Below are 20,942 nucleotides of genomic sequence, written 5' to 3'. Positions count from 1 at the left end.
ACAGGGGCTTACCCTTGTTTTTATTGAAACCAGAATTACGAAAAAAATTAATGTAGTGAACCATTTTAATTTTAAAAAGAGAGGTAATCTAGCATGCGCAAAGACATTACTAGATACAAGTTTTCTGACAAGATTAAGAAAGAACTTAAATCTTTATTAGTCTTAGATAATTGGCACTGTTGGCTAGCATTTATTGAAGATATACTTGTGGTTGCCATTGCTGTTTTTATTACACTGTATTTTTCTTGGTATTTTTACCCGCTTGCTGTTTTAATGATTGGTTCTCGTCAAAGGGCTTTAGCTACGGTATTGCATGAATCTGCTCACGGCGCAATTGCAAAGAATTCAACCCTTAATTACATCATGGGCACTTATTTATCAGGCTATTTAATTTTCCAAACCATGACCTCCTACAAAAAATCCCATGTACATGAGCATCATGCTCATTTTGGAGACCCTGAAAAAGACCCTGATTATAAATATGCTTTAAGTGAGGGATTATATGAAAATAACACCATCTCTAATTTCCGTAAAAAATATATTTTCTCACCGTTATTATTAGCCAAAGTCCCGAGTTATTTACAATCATTATTAGTACGCCGATTATTTGAAGAAAAGAGACAATCTGAATTATTTGCAATGTTACTGTTATGGGGTGTTATTACGGCGGCAAGCATTTATATGGGTGTTGGTGAGTATCTTATTTTATTCTGGTTAGTGCCTTACTTGAGCTCATTTCAAATTATTGGCTGGTTTATCGAATTAAGTGAACATTATCCATTGATGGGAAATGATACTAATTTATATATGAGTCGTAACCGTCATAGCCATCCAGTTGAGCTGTTTTTCACGGGTATGCACAATGAAAATTATCATTTAATTCACCATTTATTCCCAACTATTCCGTTTTGGAATTTGCCCAAAGCACATAAAGCCTTAATGCAAGATGAAAGCTATGCTAAACATAATGAAGAAACAGGGGGGATTATTTGGTCAGATAATACAAGCCCTAGCATCCTATCTTATGCCCAAAACCATTGTAAACAAGCAGTTAGCTAATTAATATTTAAAAATAGAGGTTAAGCACACAATTAAAGTCATTAGCCTCTATTATTGGTTACATCATTTGCATGTTATCTTAATTTTTTACCCACCATAAAGCCCATATCAACATGTCTCAGCATTTCCCTGATTCTACGTTGTCGTCTGAAGTTCATTCACGTTTAGCAGCCTTTGAGCTACAGATTCAGCAAGCAGCACAACACTATGCTGGTTATCCTGATAATTTGAATTATGACTACAGTGCATTAACAAAATTTTTTAAATATTCGATTATTAATGCCGGTGACCCTTTTGTACAAACAGATTGGTCGCTACATTCTAAGGATTTTGAGCGAGAGGCCGTCGAGTGGTTTGCCAAATTATATGAACTTGATCCTTGTTGGGGTTATGTGACCAGTGGTGGCACAGAAGGCAATTTTCATGGCATGTTTATAGGTCGGGAACATTGTCCAGATGGGGTTTTATATTTTTCGGAAGCAAGCCATTATTCTATCCCCAAAGCGGCTTATATGATGAAAATACCTTTTATCATTATTCCTACATTAGCAAATGGAGAAATGGATTGTGAAGTATTAGCACAGAAATTAGCCCAAAATGTAGATAAACCCGCGATTGTTAACCTTAATATTGGTACAACAATGGATGGGGCAATTGATGATATTGAGCGTGTGTGCCACTTATTGGAACATCACCCTAATCAATTTTATATACATTGTGATGCTGCGTTGAGTGGAATGTTATTGCCCTTTCTTGATAATGCGCCCCAGCTTAGTTTTAAAAAATACCCTATCCATAGTTTAGCGGTCAGTGGTAATAAGTTTATTGGCGCACCTATTCCACACGGCGTTGTACTCAGTCACCCTGAAATCAGTAATAAAGTGAGCAGACAAGTTGATTATATTGGCTGTCAAGATAGTACCATTCTTGGGGTACGTAATGGTTTAGGAGCTTTGTGTTTATGGTATGCGATTAAAACCCGTCCATTAGCTGCTGAGGCAAAAGCCTGCATACAACGAGCACAATATTTACAACAAGCTCTAAATAGTTTAGGTTTTGAAACCCAGTTAAATTCATTTTCTAATACGGTTGTTTTTCCTCAGCCTGCCAAATCACTATGTCAAAAATGGCAATTAGCGCTTAAAGATGGTCGTGCTCATATTGTCGTGATGCAACATTTTGATGAAGAAAAAATTAAAGAATTTCTTGATGATGTTCGTCAAGCAACTACTTACTTATAGGAATCATTATGCCAACGATTGCACCGGCACTTTTAGAATACTGGTTACGTGAATATTATTTTGATGCACAATACGATCTCAGCAGCAGCGGTGTTGAAGATTTTTCGGTTGCTGAGCTTAAGCAGTTAATTGGACTGGATTTAAGTGCATTTGATGATTTGGTTTTTCATGATAGCCCTGCTTTAGGCAGTGAGCCATTACGCCATGCGATTGCGGATTATTATAATGGTTCGGCACAAAATGTCATGGTGGGCAATGGTTCAAGTGAAGTAATTTTTTTATTAATGAATGCATTGCTTAAAGCAGGAGATGAAATTGTCGTTGTTGAGCCTTGTTATCCTGCGTTACGCCAAATTGCGGCTTCTATTGGTTGTAAAGTCAAAGATTGGCATTTGCGTTTTGAAGATAAATTTGAGCCAGACTTAAATGCTTTAGCTGATTTATTGACTGACAAAACCCGTATGGTGGTGATTAATTTCCCACATAATCCAACAGGTGCATCGCTAAGCCATCAACAGCAAAAAGACTTGGTTGAGCTGGTTTCAAAAACAGATGCTTATTTAGTTTGGGATGCGGTCTTTATCGACATTAATTACGCTGAGCCATTACAGGACTTTCACCAATTATATGAAAAAACCATTTCTCTTGGCACATTATCCAAAGCCTATGGTTTACCGGGAATACGGGTTGGCTGGGCATTTGCACCAGATGATGTTTTATCTAAATGTGTACATTGGCGAGATTATATTACGATTTGCCTTTCTCCACTAATTGATGGCATTGCAACTCATGTGATGCAAAATGCTGAAGTATTGGTCAATTTACGTCAACAACAGGCAGAAACTAATTTTTCAATCTTGAATGCTTGGATGGATGCTCATCAAAATCATGTTCAATGGATTCCTCCAAAAGGCGGCGTAAGTAGTTTTCCACGCTTTATTCAAGTCACTGATATTGAAAAATTTTGTCGTACTCTGATGGCTCAGGAAAATATATTGCTCGCTCCCGGTACTTGCTTTGGTCATCAACAACATGTGCGTTTAGGTTTCGGTGCAGCCACCGATAAATTACAAGCAGGCTTGGAACGACTTTCGCATTTTATACAAAAATAACCAGTGCTATAACTCTTTTTAGTCTGCAATATTTGAAAATGTTCTTAATATGAAAAACAAGCTTTTAAAACCAAAATAGATTCATTCTCGATATTGAATATTTTGAATATTTTGAATATTTTGAATATTTTGAATATTTTGAATATTTTGAATATTTTGACAAAAATAATATCTTACTTCAGAATGGTTTATTCTATTTCATAATTCAGCATAATAAATATTATGATTGAAAACATTCCTTAATAATTTAGAATATGGAAATGTGAGGGTTTAAAACTTTGTTGATTCTGTTTTCTATATTTATATTGCTTTTGGCCTCCTCACCTACAGTTAGTAATTCAAAGTATTGATTTAATCCATAATGACATCTAACAATTGTATTGCGAAAGACAATACTTTTTGTTGCATTACAAAGTATTGAAAAGTGCTAAAATGAATTATGCAGATAAATCTATAAGAAAATATTATGCACTTATCTCAAAAAAACCTCCTACAAGAATATACCCGCCCTCTCAAAAGTATTGATCGTAACATGACATTGGCTTTTGGGGCATTAGTGCTTGTATTAATGTTTACCATTTTTGCAGTTGGAACAAAGTATTACCATCAAGTTTTTTCTGAGCAAGAAGATAAGCTAGCCGAAATTATTGCCCACACGATGCAAGATTCCCTGAGCAGCGTCAGCTTTTCAGGGAAACATCATATCCGTTTATTAATTGAGGAAATTGTAGAAAAAGAGCCAAATATTACGTATTTGATGGTGGTGAATAATAAAACCAACAAAGTGATTGCTCATAGTAATAGCGATTATAACGGGCAAAAGCTTGATGATGATGCAATGTCTAATGCACTTAAAAGTATCGAGCAAAATCAATCTATTATCCAAACTTTATATTATGAGCAGCAAACAGTCAAAGAAATTGCTTTACCTTATAAAACAGGCTATCGAAAAAAAGTTAAAGGTGTAATTCGGATTGGTATTTCTATGCAGGAAAAACAAGCTGCATTGGATGAAGGTGTGGTTTATTTAACCGTCCTTATTATTGTGCTGTCGATTATCTCAATTGTCTTAATTTATTTTTTAAGTGATTATTTTGGTCGCCCTGTCAAAAAAGCCCAAAAAGCACTCCTTGAAAGCCAGCGTACCCTTGCGACTTTAATGGGTAATTTACCTGGTATGGTCTATCGTTGTAATTACAGTAATAGACATTGGGTTATCGAGTTTGTCAGTCAAGGTTGTATTGGTTTAACAGGCTATCAGCCACAATATTTTATTGGAAACCGCCAAAAAATATTTGGACAATTAATCCATCCTGAAGATCGCAAAACACTTGAAAAAACCTTCTATAAACGTTTACAAAAGCCAGAGCCGTTCCAAAACATCTATCGTATTATTAGCCATACAGGTTTAGAGCGTTGGGTCTGGGAACAAGCACAGGGCATTTTTAATGAGCAAGGTAGAATTATAGCAATTGAAGGTTTTATCACCGATATTACTGAGCAAAAACAAGCAGAAGAAGCTTTAAAATGGGCAAAAGAATCTGCCGAAGATGCTAATCAAACCAAAAGCCAATTTTTAGCTAATATGAGCCATGAATTACGTACGCCTCTGAATGCAATTTTAGGCTACAGTGAAATGCTCAAAGAGGATGCTGAAGATGAAGGACTCGATAATTTTGTTGATGATTTAGGTAAAATTCATTCGGCGGGTGACCATTTGCTGAATTTAATCAATGATGTATTGGATATATCCAAAATTGAAGCAGGCAAAATGGAAATCTACAATGAAACATTTTCTATTAAGCAATTAGTCAAAGATGTGGTGTCTACGGTTCAGCCATTAATTATAAAAAATAGTAACACACTAGAAGTTGATTGCCCTGAAAATTTAGGGGAGATGTTTGCAGATTTAACCAAGTTACGCCAAATTTTATTTAATTTGCTGAGTAATGCCTCAAAATTTACCCATGGTGGTGTTGTATCAATCAATGCTACAAAACAAAGTAGTGAAGGTGGAGACTGGCTGCATTTAGAGGTTTCAGACACAGGTATTGGCCTCACGGAAGACCAAAAATCCAAGATGTTTAAAGCATTCAGCCAAGCCGATGCATCTACCACTCGTAAGTATGGTGGTACGGGTCTAGGACTAGTTATTAGTAAACGTTTTGCTGAAATGATGGGGGGAAATATCAGTTTTGAAAGTGAGCATGACAAAGGGACTACTTTCTTTGTGCAAACCCCTATTCACTATGAAGAATTAGAAAAAAAATTAGAGACTCAGCACAATATTCTCAATGGTGCTAATCGGGTGTTGGTGATTGATGATGATGCCAGCGTGCGGGAATATTTACACTATCAATTAACTCAATTAGGCCATCAGGTTTTAACTGCCGCATCAGGCGAACAGGGCTTAAAGCTTGCGTATCAATATTCTCCAGATGTGATTATTTTAGATGTGATGATGCCTGAAATGGATGGCTGGACCGTGTTATCAATGCTAAAAGTCGACGACGAATTAAGTAATATCCCTGTTATTATCATTTCCATGTTAGAACAACAAAATGTTGGATTTTCTCTGGGTGCAGCGGAATATTTAGTAAAGCCGATTAATTCGAAACATTTAAAGCAATTGCTCAGCAAATATTATGTTGAACATCAAGAAGAATATACTGTTTTTGTGGTTGATGATGATAAATTAGCTCAATCAATGTTAGAGGCCTTAATTCAAAAAGAAGGCGGCAATGTTGTATGTGCAGGTAATGGTTATGAAGCATTGGATTTATTAGAAAAGCAAATTCCTAATTTAATTTTATTAGATTTACTCATGCCTAAAATGGATGGGTTTGAGTTTTTAAGTCGCATCCGCCAAAACCGTATTTGGCATAATATTCCTGTAATTGTATTGACTGCAAAAGATTTAACTGCTGAAGAACGTGTACAGCTTAATGACCAAGCAAAAATTGTATTTATGAAAGATTATTACCAAAAAGAAGATTTATTAGATGAAGTTCAACATTTAATAGCCAAAATAGAGAATAATACCAGCCAATAGCTTATATTTATTGGTAAACTAATAACCAGCAATAACCTTTATGGCTAAACTAAGACAATCATTTTTTATGCGTCACAAGTGATTTATATAAAAGGCAATATCATGTATAATTATTATTTTTGACTCCCATTAGGGATATTAATGGATGGCTGCCTATGAGTAAAATTAAACAGTATGATGTTATTGTAATTGGAAGTGGCCCTGGTGGAGAAGGAGCTGCAGTTAAGTGTGCCAAAGAAGGTTATCATGTTGCCATTGTCGAAAAATATCATAAAGTAGGCGGTGGGTGCACGCATTGGGGCACTATTCCTAGTAAATCTTTACGTCATGCAGTACAACGACTAGTTGCCTTTAAAAACAATCCTCTGTTTGAAGGTGCAGTATCCCAACTTGATGTCCAATATCCTGAATTACTTAAATCTGCTGAAGGCGTTATTTCTAAACAAGCCAAAATGCGTAAAGGTTTTTATGAGCGCAACCAGATTGACATCATCTCAGGCCATGCACGTTTTATTGATAAAAATACCATTGAAATTCAACAATCTAACGGTGCAAGAGAACGCTATCAAGCACCATCTTTTGTTGTTGCAACAGGTTCACGCCCTTATCGTCCTAATAATATTGACTTTAGCCATTCTCGTATTCATGACAGCGATACTATTTTAAATCTTCAACAAACACCTAAATCTATCACTATCTATGGAGCAGGTGTCATTGGTAGTGAATATGCTTCTATATTCAGAGGTTTAGACGTTAAAGTTAATTTAATCAATACCCGTGACCGTTTGTTATCGTTTTTAGATGATGAAATCAGTGACGCTTTAAGTTATCACTTACGCCAACAAGGTACGGTGATTCGACATAATGAAACCTACGATTCTGTTGAAGCAACTGATGAAAATGTAATCATTCGCTTAAAATCAGGCAAACAGATTCAAACTGAATTTTTCTTATTTGCCAATGGTCGTAGCGGTAATTCACAAAATATAGGTTTAGAAGATATTGATTTGGCAATGAATAGTCGCGGTCAGATTGAAATAAATGAAAATTACCAGACTTCTATTCCGCATATTTATGCTGTTGGCGATATTGTGGGTTATCCAAGCTTAGCCAGCGCTGCTTATGACCAAGGCCGTTTTGCTGCCACCCATATTGTTAATGGTGAATGTGAATATAGTTTAGTTGAACACATTCCTACAGGTATTTACACCAGTCCTGAGATTAGCTCCATAGGACGTACTGAAGCTGAATTAACTTCTGAACAAGTGCCTTATGAAGTAGGTCATTCATTCTTCAAAAGTTTGGCTAGAGCACAGATTACCGGTCATACAGTGGGTATGTTGAAAGTGTTATTTCACCGTGAAACCTTAGAAATTTTAGGTATTCACTGTTTTGGTCGTGATGCTGCTGAAATTATACATATTGGGCAAGCGATTATGGCTCAAAAAGGTGAGGCAAATACCTTAATGTACTTTATTAACACTACATTTAATTATCCAACCATGGGAGAGGCTTATCGAGTCGCTGCGTTAAATGGTTATAATCGAGTGTATGGTATTTCTTGAGATTTGAAGTGAGTTTCAAACTGAGGCTGTAAAAATGATTTTTGGTGTTCACACAGCCTCAACTTGAGAATATAGCTTAGTTCCAACAATCTTGTGCATTTGCAGATGGTGCAAGTTCAATATTTTTCTTACCACGAGAATCAAGTAAAAACACATTGCAGGTGTTACCTAAATCATCCTCGCCTTGTGCTTGCATATCGATAGGTGTTGCTCTTACCTCAAAATAAGTAGCACTCGCCTTTTTAAAGTCCAATTTGTAATAACCTTCCTTAGAACGATAAGCACCGTCTACAAGCTCAAATCCCTCACGTTTAGCACGTAGCGTGTTAAATGGAGCAGTACCCTGACCATCGGCATAAGAATTGTTATCAGCAAAATAGGTCTCTTGTAATTGAGCAATCGTCATCAAAGATGTTTTGGCATCAGCACGACGTGATTTAACAAGGTAGCTAGTATAATTAGGAACAGCAATCGCAACTAAGATGGCCATAATTGCCACTGCAATCATCAGCTCAATCAGTGTAAAGCCTTTTGATGGTTTATACATGGTATGGACTCCAGAGAAAAAGTAACAGGTTTCAATATTATATTGAATATTTAATTCGCAGCAATAGCAAGGCGTGATTAAAAAATGACGATAGGCTGGATTTATTTGGTAGAGATTGAAATGATAGGCACAAAAAAAGTGTAGAGTTAAATGACCGCTCTACACTATCTCGGTAAATGAGGATTGGCTATATGTTTTTAGTCTAACCTAGAAACAGCACGAACTCAAGTTTCGCGCAGTATTTAATCGCGTTTTATGCTTATTTAGCTGCGTTCAAAGCTTGGTCTATATCAGCCATAATATCATCAATATGTTCTATACCGATAGATAAGCGAATCATATCCTCAGACACTCCTGCTCTTTGTAGTTCCTCTGGTGATAATTGTCGGTGAGTCGTTGTTGCAGGATGACAAGCCAATGAACGTGTATCACCAATATTAACCAAACGAATGATTAATTGTAGCGCATCAATAAATTTCGATCCTGCCTCAAGTCCACCTTTAACCCCAAAACTTAAAATGCTTGATGCTCGACCACCCATATATTTATCAACTAATGGCTTACTTGGATTATCGTCTAAACCAGCATATTGCACCCAAGATACTAGCGGATGCTCATTTAAGTATTTTGCAACGGTTAAAGCATTATCACAGTGTCTATCCATCCGCACAGAAAGCGTTTCTATCCCCTGTAATAGTAAGAACGCATTGAATGGTGACATTGCAGAACCCATGTTACGTAAAGGAACAACACGTGCACGGGCAATATAAGCTGCTGCACCAAATTCTTCCGTATATGACACACCATGATAAGACACATCAGGCTCAATTAAGCGATGGAATTTTTTACCATGTTCAGCCCATGGAAACTTGCCAGAATCGACAATCATCCCGCCAAGACTATTACCATGACCACCCATATATTTTGTAAGCGCATGAACAACAATATCAGCTCCAAATTCAAACGGTTTACACAAATAAGGAGTAGGTACAGTATTGTCTACAATTAATGGCAAACCATGCGAGTGAGCCAAATCAGCTAAGGCTTGAATATCAACCACATTACCCAATGGATTGCCGATAGATTCGCAGAAAATCGCTTTTGTATTGCTGTCAATTAACTTGGCAAAGCTATCAATATCCTTATAATCTGCAAAACGCACATTGATACCGTATTGTGGGAAAGTATGAGCAAATAAATTATATGTGCCACCATATAAGGTACTTGACGTGACAATATTTTCACCTGCTGTTGCAATAGTCATAATCGCATAAGTAACGGCTGACATGCCTGATGCTAAGGCTAGACCTGCAATCCCATCTTCCATTGCGGCGACCCGTTTTTCCAATACATCATTGGTTGGGTTTGTAATCCGAGTATAGATATTGCCAGGTACTTTTAGATCAAATAAATCTGCCCCATGCTGTGTATCATCAAATGCATACGAGGTCGTTTGGTAAATGGGCACCGCAACCGATTTAGTCGTCGGGTCGGGTGAGTATCCTCCATGAATGGCAAGCGTTTCTAACTTCATTTGTTATTATCCTTTTTTCGATTAGCAATGTGCAATCAACTATAACGCATTATCAATTGCTGCAACTTATTATAAAATGTCTGGAGAGGGAGATAAATATTTATAATCTCACCTTACGCAAAAATAAGCGATATACTTTGCGGAATCAAGATTACGGAAAATAACAGTAAGCCATAGCATAAGCAATGGAGGTTAGAGTCAATAAGGGGCTAAAGCCATCTCTAAATAATGGTGATATAACACCCGCATTTAGCATAATATTGAATACGTTGTTATCACATAACCACACAATTTGCTACAATGCGCTGCAATTATTAATCGTTTTTTATAGAGCTGGGACTAAATGGCATTTTTTGTTATGACATCATCTCAAGCAAGCTTGATTAACAAAGAGAAATATTGTGCACAAGTACGAATATCAAGCCTGTGACATTGAAGGCAATATCCAATATGGTCAATTGACCGCAGAAAATGAACAGGCTGTAGTGCTTTCTTTACAAAGTCAGCAATTGATTCCGCTAAAAATTGAGGAACAGGCTGAAGAAGAAGGGAACGTATTAAGTTTTGGTGGCAGCAAAATCAGCAACCGTGATTTAATTGATTTTACCGATGGCTTGACCACACTGGTTGAAGCCAGAATTCCAATTGATCGGGCTTTAATACTATTGGAAGGCATTACAGCCAAACCTGCATTGCAGCAATTGATCGTGGATTTGCGCACAAATGTCAAAGAAGGCAAAAGTCTTGCGGATGCGTTACAAAATCATCCTCAAACCTTTTCACGTATGTATATCAACATGGTTCATGCTGGAGAAGAAGGCGGTATTTTAGAGAAATTGTTACCTAAATTAGCCAACTTTCTAGCCAGTGCTGATGAAGCAAAACGTACCGTTATTTCATCGATGATTTACCCAATGATCTTACTTGCCGTTGGTGTACTTAGTGTCGGTATGTTAATGGTATTTGTTGTACCGCAGTTTGCCCAAATGTTTGAAGACATGGGAACTAGTATGCCCAGCTCAGCGGCTTTTTTACTCAATACTAGTGAATGGCTAAAGGCTTACGGTTGGACGTTATTGTTTTTGCCTGTTATTGTCTGGTTAGGTTGGAGGCATTTGGATAGTAGCAGCGAATTGCGATTTCAACGTGATAAATTTTTATTGTCTTTACCCTTGTTTGGAAATTTATTGCTGGATGCAGAATCTTCACGTTTTTGTCGAACTTTAGGTTCACTATTGAGCGCAGGCATTCCCTTGCTAAAAGCGTTACACATTGCACGTGGAGTGATGGAAAACGAAGTGGTTAACAAAAGTTTAGGCCAAGTAGAAGAGGCCGTGCGTAGTGGTGCAAGCTTAGGCAAGTCTTTAATTAATACCGGGACATTCCCTACATTACTCGCACAGCTTGTTGTGGTGGGTGAAGAATCTGGCCGTACTGCTGATATTTTAGAAAAATTAGCTGAAACTTTTGATACCAATGTTAAACAACAAACATCTCGCTTAGTTGCCTTAGCTGAACCGTTATTAATTTTAATACTTGGGGTTGTGGTTGGTGCAATTGTAATTATTATGCTTTCTGCAATTTTCAGTATCACTGATGTACAGCTTTAATGTATTATTTGAACAAACAATTATGCCTAATGGATTTCATATACCGCATGTCTTTTAAATCACTCACAAGTTTAATTTTACTCACAGGTTTACTGGCCTCTTGCGCCACGCCGCCTAAAAAAGTAGCTCCCAGATCAGCTTTAGATGTTGCTAGCACACATTTGCAACAAGAAATGCCCTCCGTGACGAATACCATATCCAGCGATTCACCGATCACGGCATTACCCAAGACTAAAGTTGAGCCACTAAGAGAAATTAATCAAATTGGTTCTCTACCCACGATAAAAACCAGCACGGAAAAACCACCCAAATTTAGTTTAAAAGCAGGACAGCCACTTAAATTTAATTTTGAACAAGTGCCGTTGCGTGATGTGGTACAAATCATTGCTGATACGATGGGTATTAGTATTGTAGTTGATACTACGATTGGTGCAGAAAAAATCACGATGCGTACTGCTGATGGTAAAGATTTGCGTAAACAAGATTTGTGGCCATTGTTACAGCTCTTATTATCAGAATCTGGCATTACCATGGAAAAACGTGGCGGTGTGTATTATTTGAAAAAAATCGGTGCGGGTAGCGGTTTACCTGGGACGATTGGTTTGAAATTAAGTGGTAAAGGTGATTCATCTCAAGTTTTGCAAATTACCCCGTTGCGTTATATTACAGCAGAATCTGCCAGTGCGGCCATTACACCGATGATTCAGCCACAAGGACGTATTCTTAATTTAGCCAATCTCAATATTATTGGTATTATCACCACGCCAACGGTTTTAGACCGAGTGAATCGTTTAATTAAAATTATTGATGCTGATCCTTTTGTACATCGAGGCATTCGTTTATTTCGTTTGCAAAACTCCAAAGCGTCAGAAATTAAAGCCGAATTAGATCAAATTTTACAAGCGGTGATGGGTAGTGCGCCTGCTTATCAAGTGATTGCTTTAGAACGTATTAACGCGATTTTGATTGTTGCACCGCCTAAAGGTGGCTTTAGAGAAGTTGAAATGTGGCTCAATGTACTTGATGAGCAAAGCGATGAAAGTATCGAACAAATCTTTATTTATCGGGTTAAAAATCTTGAAGCAAAAGAATTGGCTGCGACTTTAAGTGATGTATTTGAGCAAGATGACAAGAAAGATGAAGAAGTGAAGAAAAAAGATGAGCTTGATTCAACATTGCCTAACGGTCAGTTACCGTTACAAGTCTCAGATAATAAAGCGGCTTTAGAAAAAGAACGGGGTGAAACTAAAGATAGAAGTTCAATTGCCGTATCGGCTGAGTTAACAGTCAATATCGTGGCGGATGAAAAGACCAATAGTTTATTGATTCGTGCAACACCGCGCGATTATCAACAATTACTTGAAACCATTCGTATGTTAGACCGTGTTCCCAAAGAAGTGATGGTTAATGTGGTGATTGCCCAAGTGACATTAACAGAAACAACTAAATTTGGCATTGACTGGACTGCTTTAATTAATCGATTTGGGGTGGATAGTAATGGTGGGGCAACACAAAGTAATGTTAGAACGAATTTTGGCGTTGATAGTACTAGTGATGCTGGTGGTTTGATACTCAATTACTTCTCTGGTGATATCACAGCATTGCTTAATTTAGTTGATTCAGATGGTAGCGTATCTTTATTATCGCGTCCTTCGATTTTAGTGCGTAACAATGAAGAGGCATCGATCAATGTAGGTACAAATGAGCCTGTGATCACCCGTACCAATACCAGTACTTCTTCAAGTATAACAACGGGTTATACCTCTAACGAAGTGCAGTATCGAGATACAGGTATTATTTTAAAAGTGACTCCACGTATTAACGATGATGGCATTATTAATATGAAAGTGTCCCAAGAAGTGTCACAGATTGATACGTCGAGAGCGAATCAGCAATATCCAGCATTCTCGCAACGTAAAATTGAAACTAATGTGGTGATACGTGATGCAACCGCGATTGTGATTGGTGGCTTAATCCAAGATGATGGCAAATATGGTAATTCAGGGTTGCCTTTTTTACGAAAAACTAAGCTAAGACCTTTGTTTTCTTCTACTTCTGATGAAAATACAAGGACTGAATTAGTGTTAATTATTGTGCCACAAATTGTAAATCCAGAACTCAACAATGATCCAATATTAAAACAGTTTCAATCACAAATGAATTTGGTTGATTCCTTATTTTTAGAAAATGATATGAATTTTAATCATTTCACACAACAATATAGTCAAGAAAATTACAATAATTTGTATCGATAAATAGTCTTAAGGCTGGTAATTTAATAGATTGCCAGTCAGACTGCTATTTGAATCAGCCGCATTCGGTCAGCACTTCACTGCCATGTCATAATGACTTGTTATAAATAGTGCCTCTCGCCTTAGAACAAAAAAAACTATGGATGCAATCTCTAATTATCTTCAAGCTTTCTGGTTGCAGACGTATCAAATTTTAGCATTCGATACTGCACTGTTATTTGAATCTGAAGTTATTTTTCGCCTAGGATTACAAGTATTTTTATTACTGAGTTCAAGTTTTTTTGCAGGTTCAGAAAGTGCTTTATTTTCCCTCTCCCGTTTAGATTTACAACATTTACGTAAAAAACAACACTCCAGTTCTGAAACCATTCATGCTTTACTTGACCAACCCCGTCGCCTGATTATTTCCATTTTATGTGGCAATGAATTAGTCAATATTGCGGCTTCTGCCAATATGGCGGGTATTTTGGTGATTTTATATGGTGATGGAGACGAAGCCTTCTGGATTAACATTTTTGTGATGGTGCCCTTACTTTTATTATTTGGTGAAATCACCCCGAAAACTGTTGCTGTTTCCCAGCCTGTTGCATTTAGTTCTGCGATTTATAAACCGCTTAATTTGTGGATACGTTTGATTAGTCCTTTGCGGGCTGCGATTCGGGCTGTTGCTGATCGAGTCACAACCTATATTGTGGGTGAAGCCAAAGATCGTGAAAATATTTTACAAGTAGATGAGTTCCGCTCACTGGTTGAAGATGTTTCTGAAGAAGGTGTATTAGATGCAACAGAACGAGCCTTGATTTATAATTTACTGGAAGCAGGTGACGTGGAAGTGGTTGAAATCATGACCCCACGGACTCAAACCCGCTTTTTTAGCTCTGATATGTCAATGGATGAAGTGGTTAAAAAATTCAAAGAATATCGTCATGCACGTGTACCTGTGTTTAAAAATCAGCGTGATAATGTGGTTGGTTTTGTCCATGCAGAGGATATTTTGCGTTTAGTATTAGATAATGCTGATTTAACTCAAATCAATTTAGAACAAATTATTCGTCCACCTGTGGTTGTGCCATTAACCAAGCGTGTTGATGAAATGTTTGATTTTTTCAAAGAACACAATGTACGAGCTGCAGTTGTGCTTAATGAATTTGGTGGTGTTGAAGGTTTTGTCACCTTGACTGATGTGCTGACCTTTATTTTTGGCCCTATTACGGGTGAGGCCAAAGGGCAAGAATATTATCAAGAAGAAGATAACAATGTGTATGAAGTCCCGGGAGAAATGAAATTAAATGATTTTAACAATTTAACTCGATTTGGGATTGAAGACCCACGTATGACAACGGTTGGCGGTGTGATTTTTCGGCATTTAGACCGCTTGCCTAAACAAAATGATAAAGTGGTGATTGAAGATTTGGTATTTACCGTGTTAAAAATGGATGGACATCGGATTGCGCGAGTTCATGCAGCCAAAAAAGGTTTGTATCAAGAGCCTGAAGAATTGGAAATCATATCGACATCAGCAGAGCCAGAGCGTATTGAACAAGCTCAAAACATTGAACAATTGACTGATGCAAATCATGAGCAAGAAGTTGAGAACAGCTCAATTATAGAAGATATTCCTGATACTATTGAAGAGCATAAAACAGGCGAATAACACTAATCCAACATCATTACCCCTGATTTTCAGATGTAGAAATAGAGATAACAATATGATTGAAGATTATAGCGATCAACCAGAAACCAACAGTGATGAGCCAAGAGTAAATTTAATGGATATTGAGTCAGCCGTTTACACCGATCGTAAAAAAGATTTATACAAAGAAATTGATTTGATTCAAAGTGTGATGCAGCGCATGTCGGGCACTTCATTTTTAATTAAAGGTTGGACAATCACGCTAGTTGCCATTATTTTTAGTGCTCGAACTCAAGTGGATGCGTTACCATTGGTGATTATTCCCGTGATTTTATTTTGGATACTCGATGCGTATTTCTTGCACCAAGGCCGCTTATATCGCCACTTATATGACTGGGTCATTAGCAATCGAATGCACACGACTGAATATTTATTTAGTTTAAATGCTAGTCGCTTTCAATCTGAGGTGGGTTCTCATTGGAATGTGATGTTTTCATTTACGTTGTTGTTATTCTATGGTGCAACATTATTGTTAGCATTGCTCAGTGTTGTTTTGCTGTATATTTTTGCTTTGGTTTAAAGGACTGTTTATGAAACAACAAGGTTTTACATTAATTGAAGTCATGGTCGTTGTAGTGATTTTAGGGGTATTGGCCGCATTAGTTGTGCCGAAAATCATGAATAATCCAGATATAGCACGAGAAGCCAAAGTACGTCAGGATATTCGTGCGATTGAAGCTGCTTTAAATCTTTATAAACTTGATAATTATATTTATCCAAGTACCGACCAAGGTTTAGACGCTTTAATCACAAAACCACAAGGTAGCCCCGATGCACCTAACTGGAAACAAGGTGGCTATTTATACCGCTCACCCAAAGACCCATGGGGATTTACCTATAATTATTTAAGCCCTGGTTTACATAGTGAGATGGATATTTGGTCGTATGGTGCGGATGGTCAACCTGAAGGTGATGGGGTTAATAAGGACTGGGGTAATTGGAATTTACAGTAGACAATTCATAAGGTAGTCTTGCAGCTAATATTCAGATTGCCTTACCTATTTTTTAATTTATCCCTATAATCCTTATTTATTAGCATTATCTACAACAATATGAATTGAAGGTAAAAGCCTGAACTAAAAAAACTAAAAATAAGTTCAATTATATATAAAAATAACAGCTTAGCTTTATTTATAATAACCCTTCATTTAGAAAAGAGTATGCAATCAAAACAACCTGGATAGTAAATAACGATATTCTTACTGGCTTTTAACAATAACTTATATCTTTTTAAAAATACAATAAAATCAATATTTTAAAAAGTTTAATGTGCAGTTTATTAAAATAGCGGCGTTTTCTAAAACTGGTCTGAGGCGTTGTTTTAATTGATTATTCGTTATTTAAGAGCAAAGAAAGTAGGAATATTCTCGATCCAATTTTTGTGCGAGGTTTTGAAGTAAAGTCTTACCAAACTTGCTTCATAAAAATTTATGTATTACAAAACATTATTTGATAAAAAATACCGGTTTTTATTAATTACCATCTTGCTATTTGTTTGTATTGATATTGGCGTTCTTATTCCAAGCTGGGTTTTATCTCAGTATATTCAATATGATACGATTACAGTTAATATTGCTGGACGACAAAGAATGTTATCGCAACGCATGGTCAAAGCCGTTGCACTGATTTATCTTGCTTATCAAAAGAAAGACGAAGCAACATTCCAGCACGCTCAATTGGAGTTTAAACAAACATTTAACCTATTTAACAATACCATCAAAGGCTTTAAAGATGGCGGCACAACCAAGGATACCTCAGGACAAGATTTTCTCTTATATCCTGTGAAGACAGCGCAACTTCAAGAACTGGTTCAACAAGCTAATAGTTTATGGATCACAAACACGCAATTGCTACAACCGTTCTTAATCTCAGAAATCACTTTTAATTCAGAGAATTCAGAGATATGGCCGCAACTGAAACAAGTCCAAACCAACCATCTCAAACTACTTGGTTTAATGAATGCGCTGACATTAAGGTTAGAACAGCAAACCAGTCTTAAAGCCCCTTTGATTCAACTGATTCAAATCATTGGTATCATACTGGTTGCGATCAATTTTCTGGTGCTGATTATTCATGTTTATTCTCGTTTGCAAAAGCAGGATCAAAAGCTTACTAAAGCAATGGAACAAGCCAATCAGGCGAATCGGGCAAAAAGTGAATTTCTAGCAAATATGAGTCATGAAATTCGTACACCGCTCAATGGTGTTTTAGGCATGTTATCACTGGCATTGAATACCAAATTAACCACACAGCAACATGAATATTTGGAGGTTGCTAACCAATCAAGTGATATTTTGTTGACCTTGATTAACGATATTTTGGATTATTCTAAAATCGAAGCAGGCCAAATGGATTTGGAATCTATTGATTTTATTCCACGTCAAATTGCCGAAGATGTGCTGGATTTATTTTCAGAGCAAGCCAATAGTAAAGGTTTGGAATTAGGCCTGTTATGTGATACACAACTTGATTGGCTCATGAATGGCGACCCAACCCGATTTAAACAAATTATCACTAATCTGGTGAGTAATGCGATTAAATTTACGGCTCACGGTGAAATCAAAATTAAAATGGAGCAACGTTTTGTTAATTCAAATACCGCGTTGTTGTATTGCGAAGTATCAGATATGGGGATTGGGATTGCGCCTGAAGCACAAATCAATATTTTCAATTCGTTTGCTCAGGCAGATAGCTCTACAACCCGTCAATATGGTGGCACAGGTTTAGGGCTTTCATTATGCAAACAGTTGAGTGAACTAATGGGCGGTGAAATAGGGGTTCGCTCAGAACTGAATAAAGGGAGTGTATTTTGGTTTACGATTCAGCTACAGAATCCGCAGGAGCAAGCAATACAAAATTTAGCCCAACGAGATAGTCTAAAAGGTCTACGAGGCTTGATTGTCGATGATAATTCGATTAATCGTTTGGTTTTAGAGGAAAATTGTCATAATTGGAATATTGATACCTACAGTTGTAGCAATGGCTACCAAGCCTTAATTGAACTGAGCCAAGCCAAAGAGCACAAACAGGCGTTTGATTTTGCTGTGATTGACATGAAAATGGACCATATTAATGGCTTTACACTCAGCCAAAAGATTAAAAATGATCCTTCACTGGATGGCACTCGATTGATTATGTTGAGTTCTCGTTCTGAAGCTGGGGATGTTGAGACTGCACAAAAAGTCGGATTTTCTGCTTATTTGCTCAAACCTGTACGCCAATCCCATTTGTATGAGGCGATTAGTTTGGTGATGGGATTACAAAAAGCACCACCGAGCCAATTGATTACGCATCACACCATGAATCAGCAACGCTATTTATCTGATTGTAATGCGCCACCAAAAATAGGGCAACATCCTATAAAGCCTATTTTATTGGTTGAAGACAATCTGTTTAACCAAAAAGTGGCTATCAACATGCTAAAACGTCTAGGTTTACAAGCCGAGATAGCTAACAATGGACAGGAAGCCTTAGATAAATTGAAGAATGATGCTTATTCACTGATTTTAATGGATTGTCAAATGCCAATATTAGATGGGTATCAAGCAACAGCCGCGATTCGTCAACGTGAAAAACAGGGCTTATTGTCGCGCCAAATTATTATTGCAATGACTGCTCATGCTATGGAAGGCTCAAGAGAAGAATGTTTAGAAATGGGTATGGATGATTATTTGTGTAAGCCATATAAATTGGAAGCTTTACAAAATCTTATTAAATGTTGGATGGATGAGATACCGATGGTGACAGCGCAAGCAAACTTATAAAGCAGAATTGCTAAAGAGCTTATGCTCACATTAAACTTGGCAAATAGATTAGTTTAATTTATAGTAACCATAAACTAAAATGAATGGATATTATGCTATTGGGTTAATCATAGTGACATAGCTTGATTGACTCAGAGTATAGATATAACCCCAAATAACCAAAGGAGAATACTATGAGTGAACGTGACGTAGTTGTAGTCAGTGGTGTACGTACTGCTATCGGTGATTATGGTGCTTCATTGAAAGACATCCCACCAACACAATTAGCCTCATTAGTCATTAAAGAATCTTTACAACGTTCTCAAGTTGAAGCCAAAGACATTGGTCAAGTGGTTTTCGGTAACGTAGCACATACTGAACCAAAAGACATGTATTTGTCACGGTTTGCAGCAGTTGACGGCGGTATCCCGATTGAAACGCCTGCTTATACCTTAAATCGTTTATGTGGTAGTGGTTTGCAAGCGATTGTTTCTGCGGCGCAATGTATTTATCTAGGTGATACTGACGCGGCAGTTGCTGGCGGTGCTGAAAATATGAGTCGTGCGTTATACGCACTACCGGGTGCTCGTTGGGGTCAGCGTATGGGTGACGGTCAATTAGTCGATATGATGGTTGGTGCATTAACTGATCCATTTGACGGTTGCCACATGGGTGTTACGGCTGAAAATGTCGCTGAAAAATGGGGCATTTCACGTGACGATCAAGATGCCTTAGCGGTTGAAAGTCATCAACGTGCAGCGGCGGCTATAGAAAAAGGCTATTTTAAAGAGCAAATTATCCCCATTGAATTAAAAAGCCGTAAAGGCGTAAAATTATTTGATACTGATGAACATGTTCGCGGTGATGTTGATGTTGCTGGTATGGGCAAATTACGCACTGTGTTTAAGAAAGATGGCAGCGTAACTGCGGGTAATGCTTCAGGTATTAATGATGCGGCGGCGGCTGTTGTATTGATGGAAGCAGGTGTTGCAAAAGCAAAAGGTTTGAAACCTATGGCACGTTTAGTGTCTTATGGCCATGCGGGTGTTGATCCTAAATATATGGGTATTGGCCCTGTTCCTGCGATTCGTAATGCCTTAGCGAAAGCGAATTTAACCATTGCAGATATGGACGTTATCGAATTAAATGAAGCATTTGCAGCGCAAGCACTTGCCGTGGTTCGTGATTTAGGTTTGCCTATGGACAAAGTAAACCCTAATGGTAGTGGCATTTCTTTAGGTCATCCTATTGGCGCGACAGGTGCGGTGATTACGGTTAAAGCATTGTATGAATTAGAACGTACAGGCGGCCGTTATGGCTTAATTTCAATGTGTATTGGTGGCGGTCAAGGTATTGCTGCTATTTTTGAACGCATCTAATTAATCCAATAATTCCTCAGTCAATCTGGGGAATTATAATCAGCTTGAATGTTTGCGAACTAAACAACCACCCGCTAAAGACGGGTGGGTTAGAGGCTTGGCGGCTGAAAGCCGGGATACAGGGCGACCAAGCCCTGTTGTCATTAAAGAATTAG

The 20,942-nt window shown here is 37.5% G+C and carries 14 protein-coding genes; 12 read left to right on the top strand and 2 right to left on the bottom strand.

Annotation, left to right across the window (positions count from 1 at the left end; all coding sequences use genetic code 11):
- Nucleotides 1-93 precede the first annotated feature (93 nt).
- From gntB to sthA, 5 genes are all read left to right on the top strand, one after another.
- Entirely contained in the window at nucleotides 94-1,059 is a 966-nt protein-coding gene (gntB, locus tag ABXH34_RS09880; protein ID WP_353571714.1) for a guanitoxin biosynthesis L-arginine gamma (S) hydroxylase, read from the top strand.
- Between the two features lie 113 nt (nucleotides 1,060-1,172).
- On the top strand, nucleotides 1,173-2,300 hold the full coding sequence (locus tag ABXH34_RS09875) for a histidine decarboxylase (RefSeq protein WP_353571713.1): 1,128 nt from the start codon (nucleotides 1,173-1,175) through the stop codon (nucleotides 2,298-2,300).
- A gap of 8 nt (nucleotides 2,301-2,308) precedes the next feature.
- On the top strand, nucleotides 2,309-3,412 hold the full coding sequence (vioD, locus tag ABXH34_RS09870; protein WP_353571712.1) for a capreomycidine synthase: 1,104 nt from the start codon (nucleotides 2,309-2,311) through the stop codon (nucleotides 3,410-3,412).
- A 466-nt stretch (nucleotides 3,413-3,878) separates the two neighbouring features.
- Nucleotides 3,879-6,464, top strand: coding sequence for a response regulator (locus ABXH34_RS09865; protein ID WP_353571711.1), 2,586 nt, complete (start codon nucleotides 3,879-3,881; stop codon nucleotides 6,462-6,464).
- Nucleotides 6,465-6,619: 155 nt separating this feature from the next.
- On the top strand, nucleotides 6,620-8,029 hold the full coding sequence (sthA, locus tag ABXH34_RS09860; protein WP_353571710.1) for a Si-specific NAD(P)(+) transhydrogenase: 1,410 nt from the start codon (nucleotides 6,620-6,622) through the stop codon (nucleotides 8,027-8,029).
- Between the two features lie 76 nt (nucleotides 8,030-8,105).
- On the opposite strand, the gene ABXH34_RS09855 is transcribed toward sthA, so the two are convergent.
- Both ABXH34_RS09855 and ABXH34_RS09850 read right to left on the bottom strand, forming a co-directional pair.
- Nucleotides 8,106-8,576 (bottom strand): type IV pilin protein, encoded by a 471-nt coding sequence (locus ABXH34_RS09855; RefSeq protein ID WP_353571709.1) that lies wholly within the window; start codon nucleotides 8,574-8,576, stop codon nucleotides 8,106-8,108.
- 259 nt (nucleotides 8,577-8,835) lie between these two features.
- Complete coding sequence (locus ABXH34_RS09850) at nucleotides 8,836-10,110, bottom strand: O-acetylhomoserine aminocarboxypropyltransferase/cysteine synthase family protein (protein WP_353571708.1); 1,275 nt, start codon at nucleotides 10,108-10,110, stop codon at nucleotides 8,836-8,838.
- Nucleotides 10,111-10,511: 401 nt separating this feature from the next.
- On the opposite strand from ABXH34_RS09850, the gene ABXH34_RS09845 reads away from it, so the two are divergent.
- The 7 genes from ABXH34_RS09845 (at nucleotide 10,512) to ABXH34_RS09815 (ending at nucleotide 20,787) form a co-directional block, all read left to right on the top strand.
- Nucleotides 10,512-11,720: a type II secretion system F family protein gene (locus ABXH34_RS09845; RefSeq protein ID WP_353571707.1), complete on the top strand. Its 1,209-nt coding sequence runs from the start codon at nucleotides 10,512-10,514 to the stop codon at nucleotides 11,718-11,720.
- A gap of 47 nt (nucleotides 11,721-11,767) precedes the next feature.
- Nucleotides 11,768-13,975, top strand: coding sequence for a secretin GspD/PilQ domain-containing protein (locus tag ABXH34_RS09840; protein ID WP_353571706.1), 2,208 nt, complete (start codon nucleotides 11,768-11,770; stop codon nucleotides 13,973-13,975).
- Between the two features lie 136 nt (nucleotides 13,976-14,111).
- Nucleotides 14,112-15,626 carry a hemolysin family protein gene (locus tag ABXH34_RS09835; RefSeq protein ID WP_353571705.1) on the top strand — a complete coding sequence of 505 codons (1,515 nt, stop codon included), beginning with the start codon at nucleotides 14,112-14,114 and terminating at the stop codon, nucleotides 15,624-15,626.
- Between the two features lie 55 nt (nucleotides 15,627-15,681).
- On the top strand, nucleotides 15,682-16,185 hold the full coding sequence (locus tag ABXH34_RS09830; RefSeq protein ID WP_353571704.1) for a hypothetical protein: 504 nt from the start codon (nucleotides 15,682-15,684) through the stop codon (nucleotides 16,183-16,185).
- 10 nt (nucleotides 16,186-16,195) lie between these two features.
- A complete protein-coding gene (gene gspG, locus ABXH34_RS09825) occupies nucleotides 16,196-16,618 on the top strand; it encodes a type II secretion system major pseudopilin GspG (RefSeq protein WP_353571703.1) in 423 nt (140 codons plus the stop codon).
- A gap of 477 nt (nucleotides 16,619-17,095) precedes the next feature.
- A complete protein-coding gene (locus ABXH34_RS09820; protein WP_353571702.1) occupies nucleotides 17,096-19,429 on the top strand; it encodes a response regulator in 2,334 nt (777 codons plus the stop codon).
- A gap of 173 nt (nucleotides 19,430-19,602) precedes the next feature.
- Nucleotides 19,603-20,787 carry an acetyl-CoA C-acyltransferase family protein gene (locus tag ABXH34_RS09815; protein WP_353571701.1) on the top strand — a complete coding sequence of 395 codons (1,185 nt, stop codon included), beginning with the start codon at nucleotides 19,603-19,605 and terminating at the stop codon, nucleotides 20,785-20,787.
- The last annotated feature ends 155 nt before the right edge of the window (nucleotides 20,788-20,942 follow it).

This window comes from Candidatus Albibeggiatoa sp. nov. BB20 (genome assembly GCA_016744725.1).
Taxonomy (GTDB): domain Bacteria; phylum Pseudomonadota; class Gammaproteobacteria; order Beggiatoales; family Beggiatoaceae; genus Albibeggiatoa.
This window is presented reverse-complemented; position numbering and strand designations above follow the sequence as displayed.

Excerpts from the sequence above, each read along its gene's own strand:
- gntB (WP_353571714.1), top strand. The coding sequence starts at position 94 with ATGCGCAAAGACATTACTAGATACAAGTTTTCTGACAAGATTAAGAAA.
- ABXH34_RS09875 (WP_353571713.1), top strand. The coding sequence starts at position 1,173 with ATGTCTCAGCATTTCCCTGATTCTACGTTGTCGTCTGAAGTTCATTCA.
- vioD (WP_353571712.1), top strand. The coding sequence starts at position 2,309 with ATGCCAACGATTGCACCGGCACTTTTAGAATACTGGTTACGTGAATAT.
- ABXH34_RS09865 (WP_353571711.1), top strand. The coding sequence starts at position 3,879 with ATGCACTTATCTCAAAAAAACCTCCTACAAGAATATACCCGCCCTCTC.
- sthA (WP_353571710.1), top strand. The coding sequence starts at position 6,620 with ATGAGTAAAATTAAACAGTATGATGTTATTGTAATTGGAAGTGGCCCT.
- ABXH34_RS09855 (WP_353571709.1), bottom strand. The coding sequence starts at position 8,576 with ATGTATAAACCATCAAAAGGCTTTACACTGATTGAGCTGATGATTGCA.
- ABXH34_RS09850 (WP_353571708.1), bottom strand. The coding sequence starts at position 10,110 with ATGAAGTTAGAAACGCTTGCCATTCATGGAGGATACTCACCCGACCCG.
- ABXH34_RS09840 (WP_353571706.1), top strand. The coding sequence starts at position 11,768 with ATGTCTTTTAAATCACTCACAAGTTTAATTTTACTCACAGGTTTACTG.
- ABXH34_RS09835 (WP_353571705.1), top strand. The coding sequence starts at position 14,112 with ATGGATGCAATCTCTAATTATCTTCAAGCTTTCTGGTTGCAGACGTAT.
- ABXH34_RS09830 (WP_353571704.1), top strand. The coding sequence starts at position 15,682 with ATGATTGAAGATTATAGCGATCAACCAGAAACCAACAGTGATGAGCCA.
- gspG (WP_353571703.1), top strand. The coding sequence starts at position 16,196 with ATGAAACAACAAGGTTTTACATTAATTGAAGTCATGGTCGTTGTAGTG.
- ABXH34_RS09820 (WP_353571702.1), top strand. The coding sequence starts at position 17,096 with ATGTATTACAAAACATTATTTGATAAAAAATACCGGTTTTTATTAATT.
- ABXH34_RS09815 (WP_353571701.1), top strand. The coding sequence starts at position 19,603 with ATGAGTGAACGTGACGTAGTTGTAGTCAGTGGTGTACGTACTGCTATC.